A 26,246-nucleotide genomic window follows, 5' to 3' on the forward strand; every position below is an offset into this window, starting at 1 on the left:
GGCGTGCGCGACGGCTCGCTGACCGCGCGCGAGACGGTCGACGCCACGCTCGCCCGGATCGTCGCCGAGCACCGGAACACCAATGCGTTCAGCGTTATTCGCACGGATAAGGCCAGGGCCGAGGCGAGCGCGCTGGAGCAGCGCGCCGACCTGGACGTGCTACCGCTGGCCGGGGTGCCGATCTCGATCGAGCACCACATCGCGGTGGCGGGGGAGACGATGCGGTCCGGGTCGGCCGCGACCGACGCCCGTCCGGTCGCCGACGACCACGCGGTGGTGCGCAGGCTGCGCGCGGCGGGCGCGGTGATCGTGGGGCTGACCACGGTGCCGGAACTCGCACTGTGGGGCACCACCGACACCCCGGACCGGATCACCGGCAATCCGTGGAATGTCGCGCGCAGCGCGGGCGGTTCGTCGGGCGGGGCGGCCGCCGCGGTCGCCGCCGGGCTGGTGCCGATCGCGCACGGCAGCGACGGACTCGGCTCGGTGCGGGCGCCCGCGGCCTGCTGTGGTGTCTACGGTTTCAAGCCCGGACACCACACGGTGCCCGCGCAGATCGGTGTCGACGACTGGTCCGGCATGATCGAAAACGGGGTGTTCGCAACGACAGTCGGCGATGCCGCGCTGGCATTGTCGGTGCTGGCCGCGCGCCCGGACCTAGCCGAGGTGGAGCCGCCGGGCCGACTACGCATCGGTCTAGCCGTGGCTCCACCCCTGCGCTTGTTCCCGGTCGACCGCCAGTGGACCAACGCCGCCCGCACCGCCGCCTCGGTGGCCGCGGCCGCGGGGCACCTGGTCGAACCGACCACGTTGCCCTACGGCGACGCGCTGCTCTGGATCTTCTTGCGCTGGTTGGCCGTCGGCGCGCGGGAGGCCGCCGCGCTACCCCAGCCCGATCGACTACAGCCGCGTACCCGACGGCATCTCGCACTCGGTCGCACCGTCACCCGACTACGCCTGGTCCGGCAGAGCCAGGTCGATCGGGTCGAGGCGCGCCTGCTCGAATTCTTCGAACGCTACGACGTGGTGATCACGCCCACGCTCGCCGGCCCGCCGCCCAAGGCGCGGGCCTGGCACCGCCGCGGCTGGCTGGCCAATGTCCTTGCCTGCGCGCGGTATTCCCCCTTCACCCCGCTGTGGAACCTGGTCGGCTGGCCTGCCGCCTCGCTCCCGATGGGCCTGCACCCCGATGTCGGAACGCCGCTGGCCGCGCAGCTGGCCGGGCCGCCGGGCAGCGAATCCACCCTGCTGCGGTTGTCGGCACAGCTGGAAGCGCAGCACCCGTGGCGGCGCACGATCAACTGATCAGGAGGCGCTGACGGCGGGTTGCGGCTGCTGTACCGAGAACCCGCCGTCGACCGCGCGGCCGGCGAATTCGAGGATGGTCGGCCTGGTGTCGTCGGCCCGCCACGCGACGGCGAGTTCGCACGGCGCGAGGCCGGCCACCGGGCGGGCGGTGAGCCCGGGCCAGCGGTACATCGGCACGTTGTTCTCGGCCAGCAGGCAGACGCCGAGGCCGAGACTCACGGCCTCCAGCTTGTCTTCGGGAGTCGCCGCCTCGGCGCCGATCTTCGGCTGCCGTCCGCTGCGCGCGTCGTTGCCGAGCCAGAAGTCACGGACCGCGCCCGCCTCGGTGGGCAGCGCGACGAACGGCTCGTCGAGCAGATCGGTGAACTCGATCGTCTCCTGATCGGCCAGCGGGTGGTTCTCCGGCAGCAGCACCCAGCGCGGCTCGGTGCGCAGCACCTGCCAGCGGTAGCGGTTCGGGTCGGGTAGCGGCAGCCACACCAGCGCCAGATCGGCCTGGCGGCCGGACAGGCCGCTGGACGGGTCGGTCCAGGAGGCCGCGTGCAGGGCCAGCCGATGGCCGCTGGCGCTCTCCAGATCGTTCAGCAGCCCGCGCCCGAGCGCGGACTGGATGCCGACGCGCAACACCTCGCCCGCCTCCTGCAGCGAGACGTTGGTGACCTCCCACAGCTCCAGGATCTTGCGCGCGCCCTCGAGCAGTTCCTTGCCGGCGACGGTCAGGGCGACGCTGCGCTGGTTGCGGTCGAACAGGACCACGTCGAGCTGGCGTTCCAGCTGCCGGATCTGACGCGACAGGGTGGGTTGAGCGATGTGCAGCCGCTGAGCGGCGTTGGTGAAGTGCAGTTCCTCAGCGACGGCGACGAAATACCGCAGGTCGCGCAAATGCGGGTCCATAGCCCCTTGCTATCAGAATCAGTCCTGAATTTCCAGCCTTATCAAGCCAGAAAGTTCGGATACGGGTACCAAAACATTCGACAGGTTTGTTAGAGACAGCATATTGCCTGTGATGGTGTGGCGCACCACCGCCTCCGCGAATGATCGGCATACCGCCGCTCAGGTGGCGGCAAAGATCAATCGGTCACTAGACCAGCATGAATAGCCGATTTCGCGCAACATCAAGTTCAGCTAAAGACCGACCGACCGGTTGCTGGGAGTCCGCTGACGGCCTGCTTCTGGCCGCCGCGGAGTCATTTGCACCCTCTATGGTGATTTTCGTCACATTATGGTTTGACCGACCGCTCAGACCGGTTTGCCGGCGCACAAAAAAGCGCTGCGGCCCCGGCTGGATCCGGGGCCGCAGCGCTCGGCTACGGAAGCGATTCAGACGCTGCGGGCGCGATCCTCGTACGCCTTGCGCTGATCGGTGTCGACGTCGTCGAGGAACGCGCGACCCGAACCCAGCGCGCGGGCCACGGTGTCGCCGACCGCGTCCGGCAGGATGCCGAACAGCTGCGCCAGCAAACCCGCCACCGCGGTCACCCTGACCTTCGACTTGGGCGCGGCGATCAGCCCGACGATGGCGGCGGCGATCTCCTCCGGCTCCGCCGGGCGCAGCAGCTTGGGCGGGGTGACACCCGAGCCGAGCTCGGTGTTGGTCAGCGTCGGCAGCACCGAGGAGAAACGCACGCCGGAGTCCCGGTACTCCTCGCGCAGCGTGTCGGTGAACCCGAGCACCGCGTGCTTGCTGGCGTTGTAGGTGGCCAAGCCGGGGATGTGGCTCTCGCCCGCCAGCGAGGCGATGTTGATGATGTGCCCGCTCTTGCGGGCCAGCATCCGGGTCAGACCCAGCTTCGAGCCGAGGATGACACCGTAGACATTGATGTCCAGGATCCGGCGGGTGATCTGATCCGGTTCGTGCACCAGCCGGCCGGTCGGCATGATGCCCGCGTTGTTGATCAGCACGTCGATCGGGCCGACGGCGCGCTCGACCTCGTCGAGGAAGCTCTCGAACGAGGCCGGATCGGTCACATCGAGCTTGCCGTAGTACTCGAAACCCTGCGCGGTGCCCGACTCTTTCACTGTCTGCTCGTCGATATCGCCGATCGCGATCTTTGCGCCGAGCGCCCGCAGCGCGGTGGCGGTAGCCAGCCCGATGCCACGGGCCCCACCCGTGATGGCAACGACCTTGCCGCGGATCTTCGAAGAGTCGCTCACTTCTTGCCTCCCTTGAGTTTCAGAACAGCCGGAATGTCGATGCGGCGCAGACCGCGGGCGCCGGCCGCGCGCATGGCGCCGACCGCGAACAGCAGCTTCGGCATCTGGTACGGGAACCAGAACAGCTCCTTCTGCTGAGTCGGCAGGATCGGCGTCGTAATCGCTTGCTGGCGGCAGTATTTGCGGACGCCCTCGGCCCCGCCCCAGCGCGCGCCGACACCGGACTGACCCCAGCCGCCCATCGGCAGCGCGAAGCTGAACAGGTTGCTGAAGACGTCGTTGATATTGACCGCGCCCGCATTGAGCTGCCGGGCGATCCGCTCGCCCCGCTCCTTGTCGCCGGTCCACACCGAGGCGGACAGGCCGTATATCGAATCATTCGCCAGCCGAATGGCTTCCGCCTCGTCGGCCACCTTCATGACCGGCAGTGTCGGGCCGAAGGTCTCCTCGGTGATACAGGACATCGTGTGGTCGACGTCGACCAGCACGGTCGGCTCGAATGCGGTGCCGAATCCGGCCCGCTTGCCGCCGGTGAGCACCTTCGCGCCGGCCGCGACGGCCTCGTCGACGTGGCGCTGCACGATCGTCGCCTGGTTCTCGTTGGCCAGCGCGCCCACGTCGTGCGCGGCCTGGCGATCGTCCACACCTTGGCGCAGCGCTTTGACATTCGCCGTCAGCTTGGCCACGAACTCGTCGTAGACCGGCGCCTCCACGTACACCCGCTCCACCGAGATGCACACCTGGCCGGAGTTGAACATGCCGCCGAAGGTGATGCCGTGCGCGGCGCGGTCGAGGTCGGCGTCGGCGAGCACGATGGCCGGGTCCTTGCCGCCCAGTTCCAGGCTGTAGGGCACCATCCGCTCGGCACAGGCCACCGCGATCCGGCGGCCGGTCGCGGTCGAGCCGGTGAACTGGATGTAGTCGGCGTGCTCGACCACGGCGGCACCGGTCGCACCCGCGCCGGTGACCACCGCGAGGACCGGCGGTGCGCCGATTTCGGCCCAGCCCCTTGCCAATTCGAGCGCGGACAGCGGCGTCACCTCGGACGGCTTCAGGATCACCGCGGCGCCCGCGGCCAGCGCGGGAAACACGTCCAGCGCGGGCATCGCCAGGGGGAAGTTCCACGGCGTGATCACCCCGACGACCGGGTACGGCTTGTACGCGGTGGTCAGCTTCTTGACCCGGGCCAGCGGGCTGTGCGGGGAGGGGTGGTCGTCGCTGAGGAACTTCGCCGCGCGGCGCGCGTAGTAGCCGACCAGATCGGTGGCGAACGCCGGGTCGATCAGCGAATCCACCCGTGGCTTACCGGTTTCCGACTGCACCACGTCGGCGATCTGCTCGGTGTTGTCGATCAGCCAGTCCTGCAGTTTCAGCAGCCATTCCTTGCGGCCGTCGGCGCCGATCGCCTCCCACTCCGGCTGATACAGGCGCAGCTCGCGCACCTTCGCCGCGACCTCGTCGGCGCTCACCGCGGGAACCGTGCCGACCAGCGCGCCGGTCCCGGGGTTGTGCACCTCGATGACGGTGGGTGCGGGCGCCGGGGCAGGCTTCTTCGCGGTCGCTTTGCGCGCCTGCGCCTTTTTTGCTGGTTCGGTGTCGGTCACGGTTGTTCTCCCACTGACGTTGTGCGGTGAGCCGATGGCGGGATGTGAAAGGCGCCACTGGACTATGATGTTGGCACAATCGAACTGGAGTTTCTTGGCTCAGTTTGTCAACTGGACCGGGCAATTTTGTACTCGAAGTACAAATGGGAGGACCTGTGACGGGCGCATCACCGGGCCGGACCGGGGCGGATCTCGAGGTGGTCCGCGACTGGCTCGCCGAATACGTCTACGAGACGATGCGGGCCGAGACGCTCGAACAGATCGTGGCGCGCCTGGACAGCACGATCGTCGCGCGCGTGCCCGAACTCGCCGATCGCGACATGCGTCGCGACCTCGCCGCGAGCACCCGCGCGCACGCCCGGCTGATGTTGAGCGGAATCACAAGCGACACCTACGAATTCACGATTCCGGAGGAGGCGCACGCGTTCGCGCGGACGATCGCGCGGCGCGGATTCGAGCTGCGCGTGCTGCTACGGACCTACCACGTCGGCATGGAGGGCGTGCTCGACTACATGACCGACGCGATCGATCAGCGCCAGGCCCCGCAGGAAATCGAGCGGGCAGTGATGCTGCGGATGTTCGAGCGCTCGACGAAATGGGTGAGCACCTCGGTCGAACTGCTCACCGAGACCTACATGGAGGAGCGCGAGCGAGTCATGCGGGCCGCGCTCAACCGGCGCACCGAGACCATCCGCGCACTGCTCGCCGGTGACGAGCTGGACGCCGACCTGGCCTCGGTCCGGCTCGGTTACCGGCTCGGTCAGCGCCACGTCGCGTTCGTGCTGTGGACCGACGAGGGCGAATCGGGCAGCGGGGACGGCGAAGCCATCGGATTGCTGGAAAGGGTCGCCACCCGGGTCGCCGCGGGCCTCGGTAGCAGCAGGCTGCTCACCGTCGCGTCCGGTGCCAGCGGCATGTGGGCCTGGGCCGGGCTCAACGAGGGGCCGAATTCCGATGGGGGACAGGGCGGTCGAGGTGACGCGGGGGAGCCTGGCGCGCTCGGGCGGATCGCCGCCGGACTGGTCGACGCGCCGGTCCGGGTCGCGTTCGGGGTTCCGGCGGGCCAGCTCGCCGGATTCCGGCAGAGTCATCGCGAGGCGGTCGCCGCCAGGCAGGTCGCCGATCGGGGTCCGGCCCGCCCGGACCGCGTCATCGGTTATCGCGACGTGGAGATCGCCTACCTGGCGGGCGCCGACGAAGTGGCGATGCACGGCCTGATCGCCAGGGAGTTGCGCGCGCTGTCCGGCTCGGACGCGAACGCGGCGCGACTGCGCGCGACACTGCACGCCTATCTGAAGAGCCATCGCAGTCCGGAGGCCACGGCGAAACTGCTCGGCGTACACAAGAACACGGTGCGGTACCGGATCCAGCGGATCGAGGAACTGCTCGGCCATCCGATCGAACAGCGCAGCTTGCCGCTGGAACTGGCACTGGCCTGCGTGGCCGCCTACGGCGCGGCCGCCCTGCCTACCGGATGATCACTCGGCCGCCTCACCCGCGGCCACCCGCCGCAGCGGCGGTTCGGTCGGCGCGACGGCCGGACGATCGGGTAGGTCGGCCAGCAGCTGCGTGGTTGCCGCGGCGATGGCCGTGACGGCCTTGTCGACGGCGGCCTTGGTCGTGGAGCTCAGGCCGGACACACCACCGACCGTGCGCACGTACTGCAGTGCGGCAGCATAGATTTCCTGCTCGGTAGCGGCAGGTTCCAGGCCACGAAGGAGGGTGATGTTGCTACTCATGCGAGCACAGTAGCTCTCTGGCCCGGTATGCGGCAGGGCAAGAAACTCCTCGGCCGAAATTGGACCGCCGGCGACCGCGCCGCGGCGAACCACACCGCGCCGCAGGCACGGCCAATAGACTCGGGCCCATGCCTGCCCGCGGTGTACCCACGTTGACGACCTTCCCGTACGACGAGCTGGATCAGCGCGAAGAGGACCACTGGTCCGGCGCGGCGGTCGCGGACGACGAGTTACGGGCGCTCGCGCTCGGCGCGTTCTACTCGGCCCGCTGGGACGCCTTCCACGACGCGCTGCTGCTCGGCCCCGAGCGCGAGCATCCGCTCGGCGACCGCCGGGAACTCGCCATCGACACCCTCACCGGCGCCTGGGGCATCACGGACGGCACCGAGGCGCAGGCCTCCATGGAGCAGCTGCTGGACGGTATGCACGCGCCGCTCTACGCGCTGGTCCACCCGCTGGTGATGGCCTCGATCAATGCCAGCGAGCGGGACCGCTTCGGCGAGCGGGCCGATCGGCACCGCGCCTTCCTGCGCCAGGTCGGGTCGTTCCGCGGGATGGACAACCCGGAGGCGCTGGTCCGCGACTACGACATCTGGTCACAGGCGATCAAGATCGGCTTCACCGATCATCTGGCCCGTCCGCTGCCCAGCGATATCCACGCCTGGGACCTGGCCCGGGTGGTCGCGGTCGCGCGGATGGCCTTCACCGCCGGCTACCTCGACGCAGACCTGGCCTGGGACTACCTCGCGCGGGCGCTGCCCATTGCCCAGGCCAAGTACCGCAACTGGCGCCAATTCGGCGACGCCTACCTCACCGGCTGGACCTACTGGCAGGCGTGTGAAGACCTGGCGGAACTGAAGAACGGCGGGGTGGACCGGCGCATGGAACTGCTGCGCCTGTGGATGCGCCCGACCAGCCCCTGGCGGCGGATCAGCCTCACCCCGACGCCCGTCGCGCAAGCCTGAGCAGGCGCCCGGCCCCCTGGTCGCTACCCGCCGTCGGGTAGCGACCGGAGGATGCCGCGGCCGTAACGCTGGAACTGCGCGTCGTCGACCATGCCGAGCGAATGCCGTTCGACCAGCAGTTCCCACTCCGAATACAGCTGTGCCACACCGGGATCGGCCGGGCCTGCGGCGCCGTCGGCGGAATCGCGGCGGACCGCGAAATTCACCGCGAGGGTGACGCGTTCGGTGTCGGAGCGGTCCGCGCCGGTGAAACGTAGCGTGACGTTGCCGTCGTGCACTTCCATGCCCGCCTCGCCGCGGGGCGCGCCGATCTCGCCCGCCGCTACCGGCGTGCCGTCGGTATTGCGGGCCCACAGCACCGCCGGGATGGGGAACTCGTGCGCGTAGCGGTTGCCGGCACCGATGGAAATGAACAGCAGCCGTCCGGTGGTCGCGGCGAGCAGGCCGGAACCGCTGCCCGCGGGCGCGTGCGCCGTCGCGATCGCGGTCTCCAGCACGTACTCGTCCGGCGTGACGTAGCGATGCAGCGCGGCTATCGCCGCCTTGGCCTCGCGGTGCGGCGCCATCCGGCGTACCGCGCGTTCCACGTCGGCCCGGGTCGGCCCGGACTTGCCCCAGCTGGGTGCGGGCGGGTTGAGATCCGGCGCGGCGACATCGATGCGCTGCGTGGACAGGATCTGGCTGTTGATCCGGTCCACGATCTCGCTCGCGGCCGGGACATCGTGCTCGGCGATGAGCACCGGTAACGGCGTACGGTCTGCGGGCACCCCGGTCAGCACCGGCGTCGGATATCTCAGGTAGATCTCGATGACCACCGCGTCGTCGGCGCGCCGATTCAGCCGGACCTTCAACAGGTCCGAAACCGGTACGTCGAGCACCCGCTCACCATCGGATCCCGGCCGCAGGACGATCAATCTCCCACGACCGTGACGCACTATCGCTGTGGGTGTCCGTAGTTCGACTATGTCCATACCCCCTGCGCTCTGTTGGATTTGCGGTGCTCGCGGGGCACTACGTGGTTACGCAAGCTACCGCCTTCGCGCCCGTCGCTCGCATCGCGGTGTTGTGTCGTCGCTCACGATAGGCCGAACATGCCATGATTGTGACCACTTGGAGTAACACAGCCGGAGGACTTCGGGAACCACCGACGTCCCTTCGCCGTTTACCTCTTTAACTGCACCTGCAGCCGAACTGCGCGATGTATCGACTAGACCGTACGCGGTAACGTGGCATGTCCGCATCCGAACCCTCCCGGAGCCGGACGCGCCCGACGCATCGCTTGCACGAACCGGAGACACCGGAAAGGACTGGCCGGCCGGCCGACGCTCTATGAACCGCAAGACAGTGTTTCGCACCCTGGCCATAGTCTCGGGCATTCTGCTCGTGATCTATGCGTTCAGCTACTTCGGCAATGACACGCGCGGCTGGAAGAACGTCGACACATCCGTCGCTTTGAGCCAGCTGACCGACAAGAACAACGTCAAGAACGTCCAGATCGACGACCGCGAGCAGCAGCTGCGCATCGAGCTGAAGAACGGCAACGACGCGACCGGTGGTCAGAGCAAGATCATCGCGAAGTACCCCGGCGGCAGCGAGACCGCCAGCCAGGTCTTCGACGCCGTGAAGAACTCGGGCGCGCCCTACAACACCGTGGTCAAGCAGGAGAGCTGGCTCACCCAGATCCTGCTGTTCGTGCTGCCGATGATCATCCTGCTCGGCCTGTTCATCTTCGTGATGGCGCGCATGCAGGGCGGTGGCCGCGGCGGCATGATGGGCTTCGGCAAATCGAAGGCCAAACAGCTGTCCAAGGACATGCCCAAGACCACGTTCGCGGATGTGGCCGGCGCCGACGAGGCGGTCGAAGAGCTCTACGAGATCAAGGACTTCCTGCAGAATCCGGTGCGCTACCAGGCGCTCGGCGCGAAGATCCCCAAGGGCGTGCTGCTGTACGGCCCGCCCGGTACCGGTAAGACGCTGCTCGCGCGCGCCGTGGCCGGTGAGGCGGGCGTGCCGTTCTTCACCATCTCCGGTTCGGACTTCGTCGAGATGTTCGTCGGTGTCGGCGCGTCCCGCGTGCGCGACCTGTTCGAGCAGGCCAAACAGAACAGCCCCTGCATCATCTTCGTCGACGAGATCGACGCGGTCGGCCGCCAGCGCGGCGCGGGCCTCGGCGGCGGCCACGACGAGCGTGAGCAGACGCTGAACCAGTTGCTCGTCGAGATGGACGGCTTCGGCGACCGCACCGGCGTCATCCTGATCGCCGCCACCAACCGGCCCGACATCCTGGACCCGGCGCTGCTGCGGCCCGGCCGGTTCGACCGGCAGATCCCGGTCGGCAACCCCGACCTGGCGGGTCGTCGCGCGATCCTGCGGGTGCACTCGCAGGGCAAGCCGATCTCGCCCGATGCCGACCTGGACGGCCTGGCCAAGCGCACGGTCGGCATGTCCGGCGCCGATCTGGCCAACGTGATCAACGAGGCCGCGCTGCTCACCGCGCGCGAGAACGGCGCCGTCATCACCGGCGAATCGCTCGAGGAGTCGGTGGATCGCGTGGTCGGCGGTCCGCGCCGCAAGAGCCGGATCATCAGCGAGCACGAGAAGAAGATCACGGCCTATCACGAGGGCGGGCACACGCTGGCCGCCTGGGCGATGCCCGATATCGAGCCCGTCTACAAGGTGACCATCCTGGCCCGCGGCCGCACCGGTGGCCACGCCATGACGGTGCCCGAGGACGACAAGGGCCTGATGACCCGCTCGGAGATGATCGCCCGCCTGGTGATGGCGATGGGCGGCCGCGCGGCCGAGGAGCTGGTGTTCCACGAGCCGACCACCGGCGCGTCCTCCGATATCGACCAGGCGACCAAGATCGCCCGCGCGATGGTCACCGAATACGGCATGAGCGCGCGCCTCGGCGCGGTCCGCTACGGCCAGGAGGCGGGCGATCCGTTCCTCGGCCGTTCCATGGGCCAGAGCTCGGACTACTCGCACGAGGTCGCGGGCGCCATCGACGAGGAGGTGCGCAACCTGATCGAGGCCGCGCACACCGAGGCGTGGGCCATCCTCAACGAATACCGCGACGTGCTCGACGTGCTGGCGACGGCGCTGCTCGAGCGGGAGACGTTGCACCGCAAGGAACTCGAGACGCTGCTCGCCACCGTGGAGAAGCGGCCCCGGATCACCGCGTTCAACGACTTCGGCGACCGCGTGCCGTCCAGCAAGCCGCCGGTCAAGACCCCGGGCGAGCTGGCGCTCGAGCGCGGCGAGCCGTGGCCGCCGCCGGAGCAGGTGCCCGCACCGCTGCCCGCGGGGGCGGCCCGGGAGGGCCAGCCCGCCAACGGCTACCCGGACGACGGTGGGTATCACGCCCAGCCGCAGTACGGCTACCCGGCGCAGCCCGCGACCGGCTACCCGCTGCCGCAGGCGCCCGCGCCCGGCTATCCGCAGCGCGGTGGCACGCATGGCTCGCGTCCGGACTACGGCGCTCCGGCCGGCTGGTCGGCGCCCGGCTGGCCGCCGCGCGAAGAGCAGCAGCCCGGCCAGCCGAGCGGCTGGACCGAACAGCCGCAGCGCGGTGGTCACCAGCAGTGGGCCCCGCCGCAGGGTGGTGGCCAGGACGGCAATTACGACCGTCGCGGCAACTATGGCGATCGCCCCGGCTACGACGAGCAGGGCCGCCCGAACCAGAACGGTGAGGGCGAGAACAATGAGTGGGATGGACCGAACGGTCGGCACTGACCCACGGGCGGCCTCGCCCGGCCTCGTGGCCGGGCGAGCTGTCGTCTCCGGGCCTATCGCGCTCGTCCGGAGCAGTGCCGATTAGGCTCGACCACCGGGGTGCCGAATGATTGCCGGCGCCCGAGATTTTGGAGGTGTCCTCGATTGTCGGCCAACAATCACCTCGGCGGTCACACGCTCGCCGATCCGGACGGTGCCGCGGAAAACGGGTCGGCCAACGGTGTGACCGGCCCTGAGCTGGTCGCGCTGGAGACCGGTAAACCGTTCGACCAGGCCAGAGCCGAAGCCGCGGTCCGGGAATTGCTGATCGCGGTCGGCGAGGATCCCGACCGGCCCGGATTGGTCGACACCCCCGCGCGGGTCGCCCGCGCCTATCGCGAGATGTTCGCCGGGCTCTACGTCGAACCGGACGCGGTGCTGAACACCACGTTCGACGAGGGGCATCAGGAACTGGTGCTGGTCCGCGATATCCCGCTGTACTCCACCTGTGAACACCACCTGGTCTCGTTCCACGGTGTCGCGCACGTCGGGTACATCCCCGGCAAGCACGGCCGGGTCACCGGGCTGTCCAAGCTGGCCCGCGTGGTCGATCTCTACGCCAAGCGTCCGCAGGTCCAGGAACGACTGACCAGTCAGATCGCCGACGCCGTCATGCGCAAGCTGGATCCGCGCGGCGCGATCGTGGTGGTCGAGGCCGAGCATCTCTGCATGGCGATGCGCGGCATCCGCAAGCCGGGCGCGAGCACCACCACCTCGGCGGTGCGCGGCCTGCTGCAGTCGAGTCCGTCATCGCGTGCCGAGGCCCTCGACCTCATTCTGCGCAAGTGAGCGGATCCCGGATGATCGTGCCCGCGGTCCGGCGGACGAGCCACCGGCTCGGCGCGCCGGCGTGTGTCCGGTGTGAGGCAGCATCATGAATTTCGCGCGCGACGGCCGCCACTGCGTGGTGATGGGCGTCGTCAACGTGACCAGTGACTCGTTCTCCGACGGCGGGCGCTATCTGGATCCGGAAGTCGCGATCGCGCACGGCGTCGAGCTGTACGCGGCGGGCGCCGACATCATCGACGTCGGCGGCGAATCGACCCGGCCGGGTGCGGTGCGGGTCGATCCGGACACCGAGGCGGGCCGGGTGGTGCCGGTGATCCGCGGCCTGGTCGCCGCAGGCGTGCCCACCAGCGTCGACACCATGCGCGCCGGAGTGGCCGAGGCCGCGCTGGCGGCCGGAGTGTCGGTGGTGAACGACGTGTCCGGCGGTCGTGCCGACCCCGATATGGTGAAAGTCGTTGCCGCGGCCGAAGTTCCGTGGATCCTGATGCACTGGCGGGCGGGCGCCGACTACCGGCACACCGGTCCGGCCGATCACTACGACGACGTGGTCGCCGAGGTGCGCGCCGAACTCGCCGGTCAGGTCGATGTCGCAGTCGCCGCGGGGGTCGACCCGGCCCGGCTGATCCTCGACCCTGGGCTCGGCTTCGCGAAGAACGCCGAGCACAACTGGGAGCTGCTCGGCGCACTCCCCGAACTGGTCGGGGCCGGTCTGCCGGTGCTCATCGGCGCCTCGCGCAAGCGCTTTCTCGGCGCGCTGCTCGCCGGCGACTCGGGTCCGCGTCCGCCGGACGGGCGGGAGACCGCCACCGCGACGATTTCGGCGCTGGCCGCCATGCACGGCGCGTGGGGGGTGCGCGTACACGACGTGCGCGCCTCGCTGGACGCCATCACGGTTACCGATGCCTGGCAGCGCGCGGCCGCGGCTCGCGCGGGCAGGCCGAGCTCGCTAGGAGCGCATCGATGAGTGGAACCCGGACCGACGCCGCGCGCCCAGTGGCACAGCAGGATTCGCCGAGCGGCCGCGGTGCGACCCGGATCGAACTGCGCGGCCTGCGCGCGTTCGGGTACCACGGGGTGTTCGAGCACGAGCGGCGCGACGGTCAGGAGTTCGTCGTCGATCTGACCGTGTGGGTGGATTTCGCGCGTGCCGTCGCCACCGACGACATCGCCGACACGGTGCACTATGGCGAGTTGGCCGACAATGCCGTGCGGATCATCGAGGGCCCGCCCCGCAATCTCATCGAGACCGTGGTGTCCGAGATCGCCGACGAGGTGATGACCGATCCGCGGATCACCGCGGTCGAGGTGGTGCTGCACAAGCCTTCCGCGCCCATCCCGCACACCTTCGCCGACGTCCGGGTCGTCGCCGCGCGGCACCGCGAGGAGCAGCAGGAATGAGTCGCGCCGTCCTGTCCATCGGTTCGAATCTGGGGGACCGGCTCGCGCATCTGCGCAGCGTGGTGCACGGTTTCGGCGATCAGCTCGTCGCGGTCTCACCGGTCTATTCGACCGCGCCCTGGGGCGGAGTCGAGCAGGACGACTATCTCAATGCCATTGTCGTGGCCGAGGATCCGGAGCTCGGCTGCCGGGATTGGCTGCGTCGCGGTCAGGCCCTCGAGCAGGCCGCCGCGCGGGTCCGCGAAGTCCGCTGGGGCCCACGGACGCTCGATGTCGACGTGATCTGGTGTGCCGAACGGTCCGGGGACGGACTCGTGGCATGTTCGAGCACCGACCCGGTGCTCACGCTGCCGCATCCGCAGGCGCACCGGCGGGCCTTCGTCCTCATTCCCTGGCTGGATCTCGACCCGGACGCGACGCTCGAGGTCGAGGGCGGCGCACGGCGGGTTGCCGATCTGCTGGCCGAGCTGCCCGCGGCCGACCGTGCGGGCGTGCACCGGACCGATCTCGCGCTGACCGCCGAAGGGCCGGTCAGATGAAGCTGAAGCCGACGCGCGTGCTGGACCTGGTCGCGAACGTGGTGATCGCCGCGATCGTCGCCTGGATCGCGACGCGGATGGCCTACAACAGTTTTCCGCCGATCTCGATCTTCGCGGGCGCCTCGCTGTATCCGGTGGCCGCGATCGAGGCGGTGCTGGCGTTCGTGATCCGGTCCCGGGTCAACGACAACGACCTCGGCAACGGCAGGCATCAGCTGCATCCCATCACCGCCGCCCGTGCGGTCGCGCTGGCCAAGGCCTCGTTGCAGGTCGGTTCGATCGCCGCGGGGGTCTGGCTCGGCTTCCTCTGCTGGGTCTTCCCGCAGCGCGGCACGCTCGGCGCGGCCGCGGCGGACAGTCCCGGGGCGATCGTCGGGATGCTGGCGGGGGTGGCTTTGGTTGCTGCGGCCCTGTGGCTCGAGTATTGCTGCCGGGCTCCGGAGGACCCGACCGACGACCCCGCAACTACTTAGCAAATATTATCGGCGGAATCACCGGACGAGACTGTGGGCGCGGCGAGACGATCAAGCTACCCTGGCGTGCATGGTTTCACCCTCCCGTACCAGCACTTCCCGTCGCCGACGGGAAGACGCGGGAAAATTCTTCATCGGCGTGCTGATTCTGCTCGGGCTGGTTGCCAGCGTTTTCCTGATCTTCAGCAACAGCCTGCAGTACGTACGGATCGGTCTGGTGGCGGCGCTCTGGGCGGCCGTCATCGGGGCATTGGCCGCGACGAGGTACCGCAAAGAAGCGACGATCGACAAAGCCAAGGTGCGCGACCTGCAGACGGTCTATGAGTTGCAGCTCGAGCGGGAGGTCACCGCGCGCCGCGAATTCGAACTCGGGCTCGAGGCCCGGGTGCGCGAGGAAGTGGGCGCCGACGCCGCCGAACTGGCCGCGTTGCGCGCCGAACTCACCGTGCTCCGGCAGAGTCTGCAGCGCCTTTTCGACGGTGACCTGCTGATGGAGCGGCCCGCGCTGCGCGCCGACGCGACCCGGATCCAGGAGCTGACGAGCACCGTCGGCGACTCGGCGAACAATAGCTCCACGAATGCCGGAGTCTGGTCCTACGGCCCCAACCAGCAACCACGCAGCACCGTCACCCCCGTCTTCACCCCCGACCATCCCGAGCCGCCGGCCTTCGCCAGCCCCTTCGACGACCCGGTCACCGCCGAGACCTCGGTGGTCTCCCTCGACGACGAGACCGATGCCGAGATCACCGACACCGATATCGCCGCCGAGCCCGCCGCATCTGCCGAACCCGCCGAACCTGCCGACGAGGATGCCGCCCCCGCGTCCCACGGCTGGGCCGACGCCTTCACCGAGGGCCCAGTCGTCGAGCAAACCCCCGACCCCGAGCCGACGCCGCCCCTCCCGTCCAAGCCCGCGGTCACCCCGTGGCCGATCGCGTCTACACCGTCGACCCGCCCCTCCGCCTGGCCGACCACCACATCCCCACCCGTCGGCACCGCCAGCTCCCGCCGCCGCAGGCGCGCCGAACCCGATACCGACTCCGCCACCCCCGAACGCCGCCTCTCGGTAGCCGAAATCATGGCCAACCTCCAATCCGAGGAACAAAGCCGCGACCGCCGGTAAATCACACGAGTGCAGCTCCGAAGAACAGAGCCGCGCCCCCTCCTGAACAACCCTGCGACGTCGACCTCAGGCGAAACTCCCCTCCCCGACAGCACCACCACGGAGCGAGCCCGACGAGCGACCCGTTCGCGGCCGTCTCGTGTCTCAGCTGTCGAAGCGCACGCGCCGCAGGCGCAAGTCTCGACAGCTGAGACACGAGACAAAAGGGGCCGCGAACCCGCCGCGCCCGCGCGGCCAATAACACTGCGGTGAATATCACTGCCTAGGGGCGTGGCATCGGCAAACGCTGGGCCGATATTCTCGATGGCGAAACGTCCGGTACCCGCATGGCGGGACTGGAACGACATCGAGAGGACAACGTTGACCTCGAGAAGCGTTAATTCTGACGACGCGCCTTCGAGTTACGACCCTGCTCCCGCACGCCTCACGGTAGGCATCGTCTCGGCGGGCCGGGTGGGCTCGGCACTGGGTGTCGCACTCGAGCGAGCCGGACATGTGGTGTTCGGGACCGCGGCTATTTCCGATGCGTCGGTGCATCGGGCGCGGACTCGGCTGCCCGATTCGGAGATCCTGCCGGTCGAGGATGTGGCTGTGCGCAGCGAGTTGCTGCTGCTCGCGGTGCCCGATACCGAGCTCGCGGGTCTGGCTCGCGGTTTGGCTGCGGCGAAGGCGGTCCGGCCGGGCACCATCGTCGCGCACACCTCGGGCGCGAACGGCATCGGCGTGCTCGCTCCGCTGGCCGAGGTCGGCGCGCTGCCGCTGGCCATTCATCCGGCGATGACGTTCACCGGTCACGACGAGGACATCACCCGGCTGGGCAACGCGTGTTTCGGCATCACCGCCGCCGACGAGATCGGTTACGCCATCGCACAGGCGCTGGTGATCGAGATGGGCGGCGAGCCGGTGCGGGTGCCGGAGGAGCATCGCGCGCTGTATCACGCCGCGCTCGCGCACGGCAGCAATCACCTGGTCACGGTCATCGTGGACGCGGTGGCCGCGTTGCGGGTCGCGCTGTCGGGGCCCGGTCTGCTCGGGCAGCAGGTGGTCGATGATCAGCCGAACGGGCTGGCCGAGCGACTGCTGGCCCCGCTGGCGTCGGCCGCGCTGGACAACGCGTTGCGGCGCGGTCAGTCGGCGCTGACCGGTCCGGTCGCGCGCGGTGACGCCGAGGCGGTGGCCGCGCATCTGCGCGCGCTCGAATCCGTCGATCCCCGCCTGGCCGAGGGCTACCGCGCGCTGTCGCTGCGCACCGCCGAACGGGCAGGCACCAATCCCGCTGTCATCGAGCTGCTGAAAGGGCGCTGATGTTCGATCCGAAATTACGTGGCGCCTTCAAGCCGGGCGAGCTGACCGTGCACCACGATCCGGCCGTGCTCACCCAGGTGTCCACCGCACTGCGCGGGGTGGGCCGCACCGTCGCGCTGGTCCCGACGATGGGCGCGCTGCACGAGGGCCATCTGGAGATCGTGCGCCAGGCCAAGAAGACCAATCAGGTCGTGATCGTCTCGATTTTCGTGAATCCGCTGCAGTTCGGCGTGAACGAGGATCTGGACAAGTACCCGCGCACCCTGGACGCCGATGTGGCGTTGTTGCGCGCGGAGGGCGTCGAGCTGGTGTTCGCACCGAGCGTGTCCGAGATGTACCCGGACGGCCCGCGCACCACCGTGCAGCCGGGCCCGATCGGCGCGGAACTCGAAGGGGCAAGCAGGCCAACCCATTTCGCGGGCATGCTGACCGTCGTCGCGAAGCTGCTGCAGATTGCCCGGCCGACCGAGGTGTATTTCGGCGAGAAGGACTATCAGCAGCTGACGTTGATCCGGCAGCTGGTCCGCGACCTGAACTTCGACGTCCGGATCAAGCCCGTGGTGACCGTGCGCGAGCCGGACGGGCTCGCCATGTCCTCTCGGAACCGTTTTCTCGATGCGGCGCAACGGGAATCGGCGCTCGCGTTGTCGGCCGCGCTGGCGGCGGGCAAGCATGCGGGCGGTCTCGGCGCCGAGGCGGTGCTCGCCGCGGCTCGTCAGGTGCTCGACGCCGCGTCCGGCGTCGACCTCGACTACCTCGAATTGCGTTCTGCCAATTTAGAAACCGCGCCCGCCGTCGGCAATGCTCGGCTGCTCGTAGCGGCCAGAGTCGGCCAGACCCGGCTGATCGACAACACCGCCGTCACGCTCGGCGCCCCGATCGACGGCCACCCCAACGTTTCCGCCACCCGGACCTCCCAGCCCGCCTGAGCCGCACCAACGAAAGGGCGACGCCATGCTGCGCACCATGATGAAGTCGAAGATCCACCGCGCCACGGTGACCCACGCCGACCTGCACTACGTCGGTTCGGTCACGGTCGACCAGGACCTGCTCGATGCCGCCGATCTGCTGGAGGGCGAGCAGGTCTGCATCGTCGACATCGACAACGGCGCTCGCCTGGAGACCTATGTCATCGCGGGTGAACGCGGTTCCGGCGTGATCGGAATCAACGGTGCCGCCGCTCATCTGGTGCACCCCGGCGATCTCGTCATTCTCATCGCCTATGGCCAGATGAATGAGCAGGAAATCGCGGAATACGACCCGAAGGTAGTTTTCGTGGACGAGCGCAATCGTCCGGTAGAACTCGGTTCGGACCCCGCGCACGCGCCCGAGGGTTCCGGATTGACCTCGCCGCGATCCCTGTCCTTCGCGGGCTGAGCAACCGGCGGGCATGAGATGCTGCTGACGATCGACGTCCGCAATACCCATATCGTTCTCGGGCTTTTCTCGGGCAGCGGCGCGCATTCGAAACTGGTGCGGCACTGGCGGATCCATACCAATCCGTTACTGACCGCGGATGAATTCGCCATGCAGGTGCGCGGCCTGATCGGTGCACAGCTGGACGAGGTGATCGGAGTTTCCGCGCTGTCCACGGTGCCGCCGGTGCTGCGGGAACTGCGCACCATGCTGACCCAGTATTGGGCGCATGTGCCGCACGTGCTGGTCGAACCCGGGGTGCGCACGGGGATTCCGCTGCTGGTGGACAACCCGAAAGAGGTGGGCGCGGACCGGATCGTGAACTGCTTGGCCGCCTATCAGCATTATTCGTCGCCGACGATCGTCGTCGATTTCGGCACGGCCATCTGTGTCGATCTCGTGTCGGGCAAGGGCGAGTTCCTCGGCGGCATCATCGCGCCCGGGGTGGAGATTTCGATGGAGGCCGTGGTCGAACGCACTGCGATGCGCCGGGTCGAGCTGACCAGGCCGCGTTCGGTGGTCGGCAAGAACAGCATGGAATGCATGCAGTCCGCGGCGGTCTTCGGTTTCGCCGGGATGGTGGACGGACTGGTGGACCGGATTCGGGACGAGTTCGAGGCTTTCGCCGGCGACGATGTCGCGGTGGTGGCGACCGGGCCGAGCGCGCCGTTGATCGTCCCGGAATCGGAAACCATCGAAGATCACGACCCCTATCTGACGTTGACCGGTTTGCGCCTCGTATACGAGCGCAACCAACGTCGCAAGGGTGCCGCCTGAGTTCCGGGGTGTCGGATTCGTCGCACCGGAACGGGCTTGCCGAGTCCACGTCCGGTACTGATACACTCACCGCTGTGTATTTCCGCGTGCGCACCCAGGAGTGTTGTCGAGGCTGATCTGGCCTCGACCGTTCGAGGCTGACCATCTGCCCTCGACCGTTCACCAACTCCTGGAGATTCGCTCATGCGTTCTTCTGTTCTTTCCCTTTCCTCCGCACGTGACGACTTTTCGGCTACCCCGCCGCTCGATCGTGCCGTGGCTTCCGCATTACCGACGCGGCTGCGTCCCGCCGACCTGTTGCGGTTGACCGACGAAGGCGCCGAAGACGTACTGGCCGGTCGATACGACCACCTGCTTCCCGCGAATGGCGTCTGGCCCGCCGAGGAACGCTGGGCGGCTCGGCTGCTCGCCGATGACGAGGTGGATGTCTGGCTGATCAGCTGGACGCCGGGGAAATCCACCGAATTGCACGATCACGCCGGCTCACTGGGCGCGTTGACCGTGCTCAGTGGCGCGCTTTCGGAATTTCGCTGGAACGGCACCGAACTGCGCCGCCGCATCCTCACCGCCGGCGATCAGGCGTCGTTTCCGATCGGCTGGGTGCACGATGTGATGCGCGCCCCCGCGCAATCCGTGACCAGCACCGCCGACGCCGCCGCGACGGATCCGGCACTGCTCGAACCGACGCTCAGCGTGCACGCGTATTCGCCGCCGCTCACGGCCATGTCCTATTACGAGGTCACCGGCCACGGCACCCTGCGGCGCTCCCGAACCGTTCTCACCGACCAGCCCGAAGGTGATATGTGATGGAACATTTGACTATCGATCAGATGCTCGACAACGCCCGGGCGCAACTGACCCGGATCTACGCTTTCGAATTGCCGAAGGCCCTCGCCCGTGGCGCGATTCTGGTCGACATCCGGCCGCAGGCGCAGCGGGTCCGTGAAGGCGCCCTGCCGGGCGCGCTGGTGATCGAGCGGAATGTGCTGGAATGGCGCCTCGACCCGTCGAGTTCCGCGCGGCTGGCCCTGGCCACCGATCACGAGATCGAATGGATCATCGCGTGCTCGGAGGGCTATACCTCCAGTCTCGCCGCGGCCTCCCTGCAGCAACTGGGATTGCGCCGGGCCACCGACCTGGTCGGAGGTTTCCACGCCTTGAAGGCGGCGGGCCTGCTGCACATCGGAATGCGCGCGCCGCACTTCGCTCGCGAGGTCGCCGCGCTCGCCTCGCTGTAATTGCGGCGTAATCGCTGCCAGCCCGAAAGATCCGGGCCACCAAGAGTTTTCGCAGCTCGGCGCACCGTGATGGCAATTTCGGACCGGGCGGTACCGCACAAATCCGGCAGCCGCACCGGTCCGTTCCGATGTGGCCGGTGTTACCCCGCGCGTTAGTGCCGTGGTCGGGACCATCTCCGGACGCGGTACCGGGGCGGGCGGCCCGCAAAACGATTTCCGATGCACGCTAGGGTTGTTGGATGTGAGCACCGCCAACACTTCCCCCACCAGCGATCCCGCATCGGATTCGCGGCCTGCCGTGGCGACCGAGGCCGACGACGCCCCCGAGCAGATCCGGATTCGCAAGGAGAAGCGGGAACGGTTGCTCGCGGCCGGCGGTGACGCGTATCCCGTGGTGGTGCCGCGGACGCATACCCTCGCCGAAATTCGCGCCGCATATCCCGATCTCGCCGCCGACACCCAGACCGGTCTGCAGGCCGGTGTCGCCGGACGCGTCATATTCATGCGGAATACCGGCAAACTGTGTTTCGCGACGCTGCAGGAGGGCGACGGCACCAAGTTGCAGGCGATGATCAGCCTGAACGGGGTCGGCGCGGACGCGCTGGCGGCCTGGAAGGCCGATGTGGACCTCGGTGACTTCGTTTTCGTGCACGGCGAGGTGATCTCCTCGCGAACCGGTGAATTGAGCGTCATGGCCGATTCCTGGTTCATGGCCGCCAAGTCGCTGCGACCGTTGCCGGTGGCGCACAAGGAGATGAACGAGGAGTCGCGGGTCCGGCAGCGCTATGTCGATCTGATCGTGCGACCCGAGGCCCGGGAAATGGCGCGCACCCGGATCGCGGTGGTGCGTGCGCTGCGTAACGCGCTCGAGCGCCGCGGTTTCCTCGAGGTGGAGACGCCGATGCTGCAGACGTTGCACGGCGGTGCGGCGGCCCGGCCGTTCGTCACCCATTCCAATGCCTTGGATATCGATCTCTACCTGCGTATCGCGCCGGAACTGTTCCTGAAGCGCTGTGTGGTCGGCGGACTCGAGCAGGTCTTCGAGATCAACCGGAACTTCCGCAACGAGGGTTCGGACTCCACGCATTCCCCCGAGTTCGCGATGCTGGAAACGTACCAGGCGTACGGAACCTACGACGACTCCGCGCGGATGACCCGGGAATTGGTGCAGGAAGTCGCCCAGGAGGTGTTCGGCACCCAGGTGGTGACCCTCGCCGACGGCACCGAATACGACCTGCGCGGCGAGTGGGCGACCGTCGAGATGTACCCGTCTCTCTCGGACGCCCTCGGCGTCTCCGTGACACCGGAAACTTCGATAGCCGAATTACGCGCGCTTGCCGATCGGGTCGGTCTGGAAATTCCCGAGGACAAGGGCTATGGGCACGGCAAACTTGTCGAGGAACTGTGGGAACACCAGTACGGCGACAAGCTGTACGCGCCGACTTTCGTGCGTGACTTCCCAGTGGAGACATCACCGCTCACCAGGCAACATCGGTCCACCGCGGGCGTCACGGAGAAGTGGGATCTGTATGTCCGTGGCTTCGAGTTGGCTACTGGCTATTCGGAGTTGGTGGATCCGGTGATCCAGCGCGAGCGCTTCGTGGATCAAGCCCGGCTGGCCGCCCAGGGCGACGACGAGGCCATGGCCTTGGACGAGGACTTCCTTGCCGCGATGGAGCACGGCATGCCGCCGACCACCGGTACCGGTATGGGAATCGATCGTCTCTTGATGGCGTTGACGGGTCTCGGAATCCGGGAAACAATACTGTTCCCAATTGTGCGACCGGTCACTCGCTGACGAGCTGATTGCAAAATCTCGGCCTCGTCTTGGAAATTTGGGAATTCGAGGTATTCTTGCCTCGGGTAATCGGCCTAGTATGCGGGTCGCACGATTTCGAGAGGACGTTCATCTCATGGCAAAGAAGGTCACCGTTAGCCTGATCGACGATGTCGATGGTGAGTCCATCGCGGACGAGACCATCGAGTTCGCGATCGACGGTGTGTCGTACGAGATCGACCTGTCGTCGGCAAATGCCGCGAAGCTGCGCGACGGGCTGGAGGAGTGGGTTTCGAGCGCACGCCGGGTGAGTGGCCGGCGCCGGGTCAAGGCCGCCGCCACCGCGACGGGTGCCCCGAAGGGCCGGGTCTCGATCGACCGGGAACAAAGCGCGGCAATTCGCGATTGGGCACGTCGGAATGGGCACAAGGTGTCCGCGCGGGGCCGTATCTCCGCCGACATCACCGACGCGTACAACAAGGCCGCCAAGGGTTAGTTTCGTATTTTTCACACCGCCGCCCCCGCGAATCGTGCGACGTCGGGGCGGCGGTCTTGTATTTAGTGGTTGCGGTCCCGTCGTCGTTCATAGGCAGCGGATATTGCCGCAGCGCCGGCGGACACGCGGTCCGGCGTGGCGCGCGGCTCGATCTTGCTCGTAGTTCCAGGACACGGCACCATGGAAACGTGCAACGGTCACTGGCGGTATGGAGAGGCGAGGTATCGGCGCAGTGACTGGATTCGTCGGATCATTTTTGCGATTCCAAGATGACACGGGACGGCAGCAGGAGTTCATGCTGACGCCCGAGCAGGAGCGCATCACGATCGGCCGCTCCCCGCAGGCCGACCTCGCGCTGTCCTGGGACGCCGAGGTGTCCCGCTTGCATGCTGCGATCGAGTATCTCGGCGCCCAGTGGACCATCGTGGACGACGGCCTTTCGCGCAACGGCACTTTCGTCAACGGTGACCGACTGGTCGGCAGGCGCAGGCTGATGGCGGGGGATGTCATCCGGGTCGGTACCTCGCGGGTGTCCTTTCACGATTTCGGCGGCGTGGCCGACGACATCACCCGCACCTCCACCGGCACCACGCCTACCACCAGCCAGCTCACCGATACCCAGCGCTCGGTGCTGATCGCGCTGTGCCGCCCGTACAAGAACGGTGCGGCCTTCGCCACCCCAGCGTCGAACCAGCAGATCGCCGAGGAATTGTTCCTCAGCGTCGACGCGATCAAGACCCATCTGCGGGTGCTGTTCGGCAAATTCGGCGTGGAAGATCTGCCGCAGAACGCGAAACGGGTCCGCCTGGCGTTTCTGGCGATTCAAAGCGGACTCATCTCCGACCGGGACCTGTGAGACTCCCGTAGACGATTGCTTAGTCAGCCGAGCTTCTCGGCCATGGATAGCCGTGTCCGAACCGGCTTGACTGAGAACCAGGAACCGGAGCGATGAGGGCTCCGGTCGGGTTTCGCACAGGAGGAACAATGACCGCCGCACGTCTCATCGCCCTGGTGGTGGCCACGCTGGCCACGGGCCTGATCGCAGGCCTCTTCTACGGGTACGCGAACTCGGTGATGCCCGCGCTGAATCAGACCGACGACCGCACGATGATCGATGTGATGCAGAAGATCAACGTGGTCATCATCAATCCGGTCTTCATGATCGGGTTCCTCGGTACCGTCGGCTTCTCGATCCTCGCGGCGCTGCTGCATCTGGGCAAGGAGCAGCGCACCGTGCTGCTCTGGATCGGCGTCGGCCTGGTGATCAACGTGATCGCTTTCGCGGTCACCTCCGGCCTGAACGTGCCGCTGAACAATCAGCTCGCTGCCGCCGGTGACGTCGCGCAGATCGCCGATCTGGCCGCGGTGCGGGCCGATTTCGAAGCTGTCTGGGTCCGCTGGAACATCGTCCGCGCGGTGCTGCACACGCTGGCCTTCCTGGTGCTGTGCGGCGCGCTGTTCGTCGCCGGCATCCAGCACGGCAAGGCGAACGCCGCGGCGGGCTCGGCGGCGACCGGACCGCAGGCGGCGCAGGGGCAGTTCCCCGGCCAGCCCGGTGTCGCGGCCTACCGGCAGGGCTGAGGCCACAACCGCCGCAACAGATTCGACGACCCCGTCACCCGGTTGATCCGGGCCCGGCGGGGTCGTTGCCGTCGGCTCGGCGAACAGCCGCTGCGGCTACGGCTTCACGTGCCGGACCCCACCGCTTCGCCAGCTGGGTGAGTTCGGCGATTTCCCCCTCGACGTCCTCGGCGGACGAGGGCAGCGGCACCGTCGTACCGACCGGCCGCACACCACGTTGCTTCGCCGCGCAAGCCCGGGCGAGCTGAACGGCGTACTGCTCCAGGGGATCTCGGCTCGAAGATGCTGCTACCGGGGTAGCCGGGTCGTAGCGCGCCAGGATGCGCAGGCAATCGCGGATCTCGATCACCGTGCGGTGCAGCAGGAATCGGCTGCCGAGGTCGGGTGAGACCGGATCGCGATAGACGCACTCCGGGCACGCGGCAGTCAGATCCGACCACAGCGGTAGCAACCGGCGCCGGCACCGAGCCGGATAGTCCAGGCCGAGGCGGGTTCAGGCGTGCAGGACTACCGGAATGGCCATGACCGCGGCGAACAGCGTGAGTTGATAGAGCGCGAAGTCACGATCGGTGGCGATCTGAATGCTGGTGAAGACGCTGGGTGTGCCGTTCAGCTGGTACGCGCACGAGAGCGGGCCCCAGACGAAACTGAGGACGTGCAGGCCGACCACCCCGAGTGCCATCGCGGGCACCACGAGTCCCCGGCGGTCGGTGCTCGTCCGTAGCTCCGCGAGGCCGATCCGGACGAGCAGCGTGTCCATCCAGAAGATCAAGGGGCACAGCGAGAGCCAGAACCCGGTCGCGTGCCAGCCGACGTCCTGCTCGATCAGCAGGCCCGCGGTCCTCGCGCGGCTGCCGAAGGCCAGACCGACACCGCAGCAGAGCAGTGCGAAGCCGAACAGGGCAGGCAGCGGGAGGGTTTCGCCGAGCACCGCGCCGAGCGTGACGATGGTGAGAGCCGCGACGAACACCAGCACGCAGATCGTGAGCTGGAACAGCAGCGCGGCCGAGAGGCGGCCGCCCGAGGCCGTCGTCAGCCACCGCTGCCAGGTCGGTTCCCGCAGCGCGGCCGAGCAGGCCAGACCGGCGAGCACGAGGGTGCCCTGACGTTCGAGCAGCGTCGCGCGAAAGACGAAGCCCCGCACCGCGGCCAGCGCCAGCGCGAAGCCGATGATCGGCGCGGACAGCGCGGTGGGCCAGGACGAGTGCAGCACGCGGGGCGCTCAGTCCCGGAAAAGCACTCGCCGCAGCGGTGATTTGGACGTCTCGGTCCGCGCCGTGGACATGATGAGCGAGGCGAACAGCTCGGCCTGCCGTTCGGCGAGATCGTCGTAGTCGCCGCGGTGCAGCACCCGCAGCACGGTCTCCGGTCGCACGTTGGGGAACAGGATCTGGACGGCCGCGTCCGGCGCGGTGGAGCGCTGCCCGCCGTGCGCGAGCAGCAGGTGTCCCACCTCGTGCAGGATGATGTGATCGGCGTGGTACTCCGATCCGGTCGCGTCGTAGGCGATCACGACATCGTCCGCGCGCTCCAGCACCAGCCCGCAGGGCAGTTGCCCGGCCACCTCCGCGGTCAGTGGCAGCAACCGAATCTGCTTGCCCACCAGCGCGGCAACCTGTTCGAGGAAGGTGTCGCGCCGCCAGGTGCGCGGCAACGCGAGCGTCCGCACCAACTGATGGACCTGTTCGGTCGCCGGATCTCGCTGTCTGAATCGCACCATGCCTCTTTGTTCGGCTGCTGGGCCGCAATCGGACTTTACCGGTCGCCGTGGCGGCCCGACCACCACGGCG

The 26,246-nt window shown here is 68.1% G+C and carries 28 protein-coding genes; 20 read left to right on the forward strand and 8 right to left on the reverse strand.

Annotated features, from left to right (window positions below; all coding sequences use genetic code 11):
• The first annotated feature begins 3 nt into the window (after positions 1-3).
• Complete coding sequence (locus NVU01S_RS13190; protein ID WP_082859544.1) at positions 4-1,305, forward strand: amidase; 1,302 nt, start codon at positions 4-6, stop codon at positions 1,303-1,305.
• Here the strand turns inward: NVU01S_RS13190 and NVU01S_RS13195 are convergent, their stop codons facing one another.
• From NVU01S_RS13195 to NVU01S_RS13205, 3 genes are all read right to left on the reverse strand, one after another.
• Positions 1,306-2,202 carry a LysR family transcriptional regulator gene (locus NVU01S_RS13195; protein ID WP_043682310.1) on the reverse strand — a complete coding sequence of 299 codons (897 nt, stop codon included), beginning with the start codon at positions 2,200-2,202 and terminating at the stop codon, positions 1,306-1,308.
• A gap of 426 nt (positions 2,203-2,628) precedes the next feature.
• Positions 2,629-3,462 (reverse strand): SDR family oxidoreductase, encoded by an 834-nt coding sequence (locus NVU01S_RS13200; protein ID WP_063048115.1) that lies wholly within the window; start codon positions 3,460-3,462, stop codon positions 2,629-2,631.
• Positions 3,459-5,066, reverse strand: coding sequence for an aldehyde dehydrogenase family protein (locus NVU01S_RS13205; protein ID WP_043680841.1), 1,608 nt, complete (start codon positions 5,064-5,066; stop codon positions 3,459-3,461). The genes NVU01S_RS13200 and NVU01S_RS13205 overlap by 4 nt, the downstream gene beginning before the upstream one ends.
• Positions 5,067-5,221: 155 nt before the next feature.
• Here NVU01S_RS13205 and NVU01S_RS13210 point away from each other — a divergent pair, with 155 nt between their 5' ends.
• Positions 5,222-6,544 carry a PucR family transcriptional regulator gene (locus NVU01S_RS13210; RefSeq protein WP_043680838.1) on the forward strand — a complete coding sequence of 441 codons (1,323 nt, stop codon included), beginning with the start codon at positions 5,222-5,224 and terminating at the stop codon, positions 6,542-6,544.
• Here the strand turns inward: NVU01S_RS13210 and NVU01S_RS13215 are convergent, their stop codons facing one another.
• Complete coding sequence (locus NVU01S_RS13215) at positions 6,545-6,805, reverse strand: DUF2277 domain-containing protein (RefSeq protein WP_014981265.1); 261 nt, start codon at positions 6,803-6,805, stop codon at positions 6,545-6,547. It abuts the gene before it with no gap.
• Positions 6,806-6,933: 128 nt separating this feature from the next.
• Between NVU01S_RS13215 and NVU01S_RS13220 the strand changes: the two genes are divergently transcribed.
• Positions 6,934-7,770, forward strand: coding sequence for a DUF1266 domain-containing protein (locus NVU01S_RS13220; RefSeq protein WP_036561581.1), 837 nt, complete (start codon positions 6,934-6,936; stop codon positions 7,768-7,770).
• Between the two features lie 23 nt (positions 7,771-7,793).
• Here the strand turns inward: NVU01S_RS13220 and NVU01S_RS13225 are convergent, their stop codons facing one another.
• Positions 7,794-8,648: a hypothetical protein gene (locus NVU01S_RS13225; RefSeq protein ID WP_244467519.1), complete on the reverse strand. Its 855-nt coding sequence runs from the start codon at positions 8,646-8,648 to the stop codon at positions 7,794-7,796.
• A 451-nt stretch (positions 8,649-9,099) separates the two neighbouring features.
• Between NVU01S_RS13225 and ftsH the strand changes: the two genes are divergently transcribed.
• The 17 genes from ftsH (at position 9,100) to NVU01S_RS13310 (ending at position 24,456) form a co-directional block, all read left to right on the forward strand.
• Entirely contained in the window at positions 9,100-11,505 is a 2,406-nt protein-coding gene (gene ftsH, locus NVU01S_RS13230; RefSeq protein ID WP_043680830.1) for an ATP-dependent zinc metalloprotease FtsH, read from the forward strand.
• A 222-nt stretch (positions 11,506-11,727) separates the two neighbouring features.
• Entirely contained in the window at positions 11,728-12,333 is a 606-nt protein-coding gene (folE, locus tag NVU01S_RS13235) for a GTP cyclohydrolase I FolE (protein WP_175068893.1), read from the forward strand.
• 85 nt (positions 12,334-12,418) lie between these two features.
• Complete coding sequence (gene folP / locus NVU01S_RS13240; RefSeq protein ID WP_043680822.1) at positions 12,419-13,297, forward strand: dihydropteroate synthase; 879 nt, start codon at positions 12,419-12,421, stop codon at positions 13,295-13,297.
• Positions 13,294-13,731, forward strand: a complete 438-nt coding sequence (gene folB / locus NVU01S_RS13245) for a dihydroneopterin aldolase (protein WP_244467518.1) — start codon at positions 13,294-13,296, stop codon at positions 13,729-13,731. The genes folP and folB overlap by 4 nt, the downstream gene beginning before the upstream one ends.
• Positions 13,728-14,270: a 2-amino-4-hydroxy-6-hydroxymethyldihydropteridine diphosphokinase gene (gene folK, locus NVU01S_RS13250; RefSeq protein ID WP_043680818.1), complete on the forward strand. Its 543-nt coding sequence runs from the start codon at positions 13,728-13,730 to the stop codon at positions 14,268-14,270. The genes folB and folK overlap by 4 nt, the downstream gene beginning before the upstream one ends.
• Entirely contained in the window at positions 14,267-14,743 is a 477-nt protein-coding gene (locus NVU01S_RS13255) for a DUF3180 domain-containing protein (RefSeq protein ID WP_014981273.1), read from the forward strand. Before folK ends, NVU01S_RS13255 begins: the two co-directional genes overlap by 4 nt.
• Positions 14,744-14,813: 70 nt before the next feature.
• The gene (locus tag NVU01S_RS13260) at positions 14,814-15,866 is read left to right on the forward strand and encodes a DUF6779 domain-containing protein (RefSeq protein ID WP_082032409.1); all 1,053 of its coding nucleotides are present in this window, start codon (positions 14,814-14,816) and stop codon (positions 15,864-15,866) included.
• 303 nt (positions 15,867-16,169) lie between these two features.
• Positions 16,170-17,171 carry a Rossmann-like and DUF2520 domain-containing protein gene (locus tag NVU01S_RS13265; RefSeq protein ID WP_209444888.1) on the forward strand — a complete coding sequence of 334 codons (1,002 nt, stop codon included), beginning with the start codon at positions 16,170-16,172 and terminating at the stop codon, positions 17,169-17,171.
• The gene (gene panC / locus NVU01S_RS13270; protein ID WP_043680810.1) at positions 17,171-18,100 is read left to right on the forward strand and encodes a pantoate--beta-alanine ligase; all 930 of its coding nucleotides are present in this window, start codon (positions 17,171-17,173) and stop codon (positions 18,098-18,100) included. The genes NVU01S_RS13265 and panC overlap by 1 nt, the downstream gene beginning before the upstream one ends.
• A gap of 25 nt (positions 18,101-18,125) precedes the next feature.
• On the forward strand, positions 18,126-18,548 hold the full coding sequence (panD, locus tag NVU01S_RS13275) for an aspartate 1-decarboxylase (protein WP_014981277.1): 423 nt from the start codon (positions 18,126-18,128) through the stop codon (positions 18,546-18,548).
• 18 nt (positions 18,549-18,566) lie between these two features.
• A complete protein-coding gene (locus tag NVU01S_RS13280; RefSeq protein WP_029900681.1) occupies positions 18,567-19,364 on the forward strand; it encodes a type III pantothenate kinase in 798 nt (265 codons plus the stop codon).
• Between the two features lie 183 nt (positions 19,365-19,547).
• Entirely contained in the window at positions 19,548-20,171 is a 624-nt protein-coding gene (locus NVU01S_RS13285; protein WP_156161934.1) for a cysteine dioxygenase, read from the forward strand.
• A gap of 8 nt (positions 20,172-20,179) precedes the next feature.
• Positions 20,180-20,602: a rhodanese-like domain-containing protein gene (locus tag NVU01S_RS13290; RefSeq protein ID WP_029900679.1), complete on the forward strand. Its 423-nt coding sequence runs from the start codon at positions 20,180-20,182 to the stop codon at positions 20,600-20,602.
• A 298-nt stretch (positions 20,603-20,900) separates the two neighbouring features.
• Entirely contained in the window at positions 20,901-22,400 is a 1,500-nt protein-coding gene (gene lysS, locus NVU01S_RS13295; RefSeq protein ID WP_043680850.1) for a lysine--tRNA ligase, read from the forward strand.
• Between the two features lie 115 nt (positions 22,401-22,515).
• Positions 22,516-22,875, forward strand: a complete 360-nt coding sequence (locus NVU01S_RS13300; protein ID WP_014981282.1) for a histone-like nucleoid-structuring protein Lsr2 — start codon at positions 22,516-22,518, stop codon at positions 22,873-22,875.
• 295 nt (positions 22,876-23,170) lie between these two features.
• Positions 23,171-23,731 (forward strand): FHA domain-containing protein, encoded by a 561-nt coding sequence (locus tag NVU01S_RS13305; protein ID WP_244467517.1) that lies wholly within the window; start codon positions 23,171-23,173, stop codon positions 23,729-23,731.
• A 128-nt stretch (positions 23,732-23,859) separates the two neighbouring features.
• Positions 23,860-24,456, forward strand: a complete 597-nt coding sequence (locus NVU01S_RS13310) for an anthrone oxygenase family protein (protein WP_043680802.1) — start codon at positions 23,860-23,862, stop codon at positions 24,454-24,456.
• Between the two features lie 34 nt (positions 24,457-24,490).
• On the opposite strand, the gene NVU01S_RS13315 is transcribed toward NVU01S_RS13310, so the two are convergent.
• From NVU01S_RS13315 to NVU01S_RS13325, 3 genes are read right to left on the reverse strand one after another with little or no spacing between them, the layout of a single operon-like run.
• Entirely contained in the window at positions 24,491-24,937 is a 447-nt protein-coding gene (locus NVU01S_RS13315) for a DUF6545 domain-containing protein (protein WP_307681860.1), read from the reverse strand.
• A 12-nt stretch (positions 24,938-24,949) separates the two neighbouring features.
• A complete protein-coding gene (locus NVU01S_RS13320; protein ID WP_043680795.1) occupies positions 24,950-25,669 on the reverse strand; it encodes a hypothetical protein in 720 nt (239 codons plus the stop codon).
• Positions 25,670-25,678: 9 nt separating this feature from the next.
• A complete protein-coding gene (locus tag NVU01S_RS13325) occupies positions 25,679-26,176 on the reverse strand; it encodes a hypothetical protein (RefSeq protein ID WP_052281316.1) in 498 nt (165 codons plus the stop codon).
• Positions 26,177-26,246 lie beyond the last annotated feature (70 nt).

The sequence above is a fragment of the Nocardia vulneris genome, assembly GCF_001613425.1.
In the GTDB taxonomy this organism is placed as follows: domain Bacteria; phylum Actinomycetota; class Actinomycetes; order Mycobacteriales; family Mycobacteriaceae; genus Nocardia; species Nocardia vulneris.

Coding starts and splice junctions, on each gene's coding strand:
- NVU01S_RS13195 (WP_043682310.1), bottom strand. CDS start 2,202: ATGGACCCGCATTTGCGCGACCTGCGGTATTTCGTCGCCGTCGCTGAG.
- NVU01S_RS13215 (WP_014981265.1), bottom strand. CDS start 6,805: ATGAGTAGCAACATCACCCTCCTTCGTGGCCTGGAACCTGCCGCTACC.
- NVU01S_RS13220 (WP_036561581.1), top strand. CDS start 6,934: ATGCCTGCCCGCGGTGTACCCACGTTGACGACCTTCCCGTACGACGAG.
- ftsH (WP_043680830.1), top strand. CDS start 9,100: ATGAACCGCAAGACAGTGTTTCGCACCCTGGCCATAGTCTCGGGCATT.
- folP (WP_043680822.1), top strand. CDS start 12,419: ATGAATTTCGCGCGCGACGGCCGCCACTGCGTGGTGATGGGCGTCGTC.
- folB (WP_244467518.1), top strand. CDS start 13,294: ATGAGTGGAACCCGGACCGACGCCGCGCGCCCAGTGGCACAGCAGGAT.
- folK (WP_043680818.1), top strand. CDS start 13,728: ATGAGTCGCGCCGTCCTGTCCATCGGTTCGAATCTGGGGGACCGGCTC.
- NVU01S_RS13255 (WP_014981273.1), top strand. CDS start 14,267: ATGAAGCTGAAGCCGACGCGCGTGCTGGACCTGGTCGCGAACGTGGTG.
- NVU01S_RS13260 (WP_082032409.1), top strand. CDS start 14,814: ATGGTTTCACCCTCCCGTACCAGCACTTCCCGTCGCCGACGGGAAGAC.
- NVU01S_RS13265 (WP_209444888.1), top strand. CDS start 16,170: ATGGCGAAACGTCCGGTACCCGCATGGCGGGACTGGAACGACATCGAG.
- panC (WP_043680810.1), top strand. CDS start 17,171: ATGTTCGATCCGAAATTACGTGGCGCCTTCAAGCCGGGCGAGCTGACC.
- panD (WP_014981277.1), top strand. CDS start 18,126: ATGCTGCGCACCATGATGAAGTCGAAGATCCACCGCGCCACGGTGACC.
- NVU01S_RS13280 (WP_029900681.1), top strand. CDS start 18,567: ATGCTGCTGACGATCGACGTCCGCAATACCCATATCGTTCTCGGGCTT.
- NVU01S_RS13285 (WP_156161934.1), top strand. CDS start 19,548: ATGCGTTCTTCTGTTCTTTCCCTTTCCTCCGCACGTGACGACTTTTCG.
- NVU01S_RS13300 (WP_014981282.1), top strand. CDS start 22,516: ATGGCAAAGAAGGTCACCGTTAGCCTGATCGACGATGTCGATGGTGAG.
- NVU01S_RS13305 (WP_244467517.1), top strand. CDS start 23,171: ATGCTGACGCCCGAGCAGGAGCGCATCACGATCGGCCGCTCCCCGCAG.
- NVU01S_RS13310 (WP_043680802.1), top strand. CDS start 23,860: ATGACCGCCGCACGTCTCATCGCCCTGGTGGTGGCCACGCTGGCCACG.
- NVU01S_RS13325 (WP_052281316.1), bottom strand. CDS start 26,176: ATGGTGCGATTCAGACAGCGAGATCCGGCGACCGAACAGGTCCATCAG.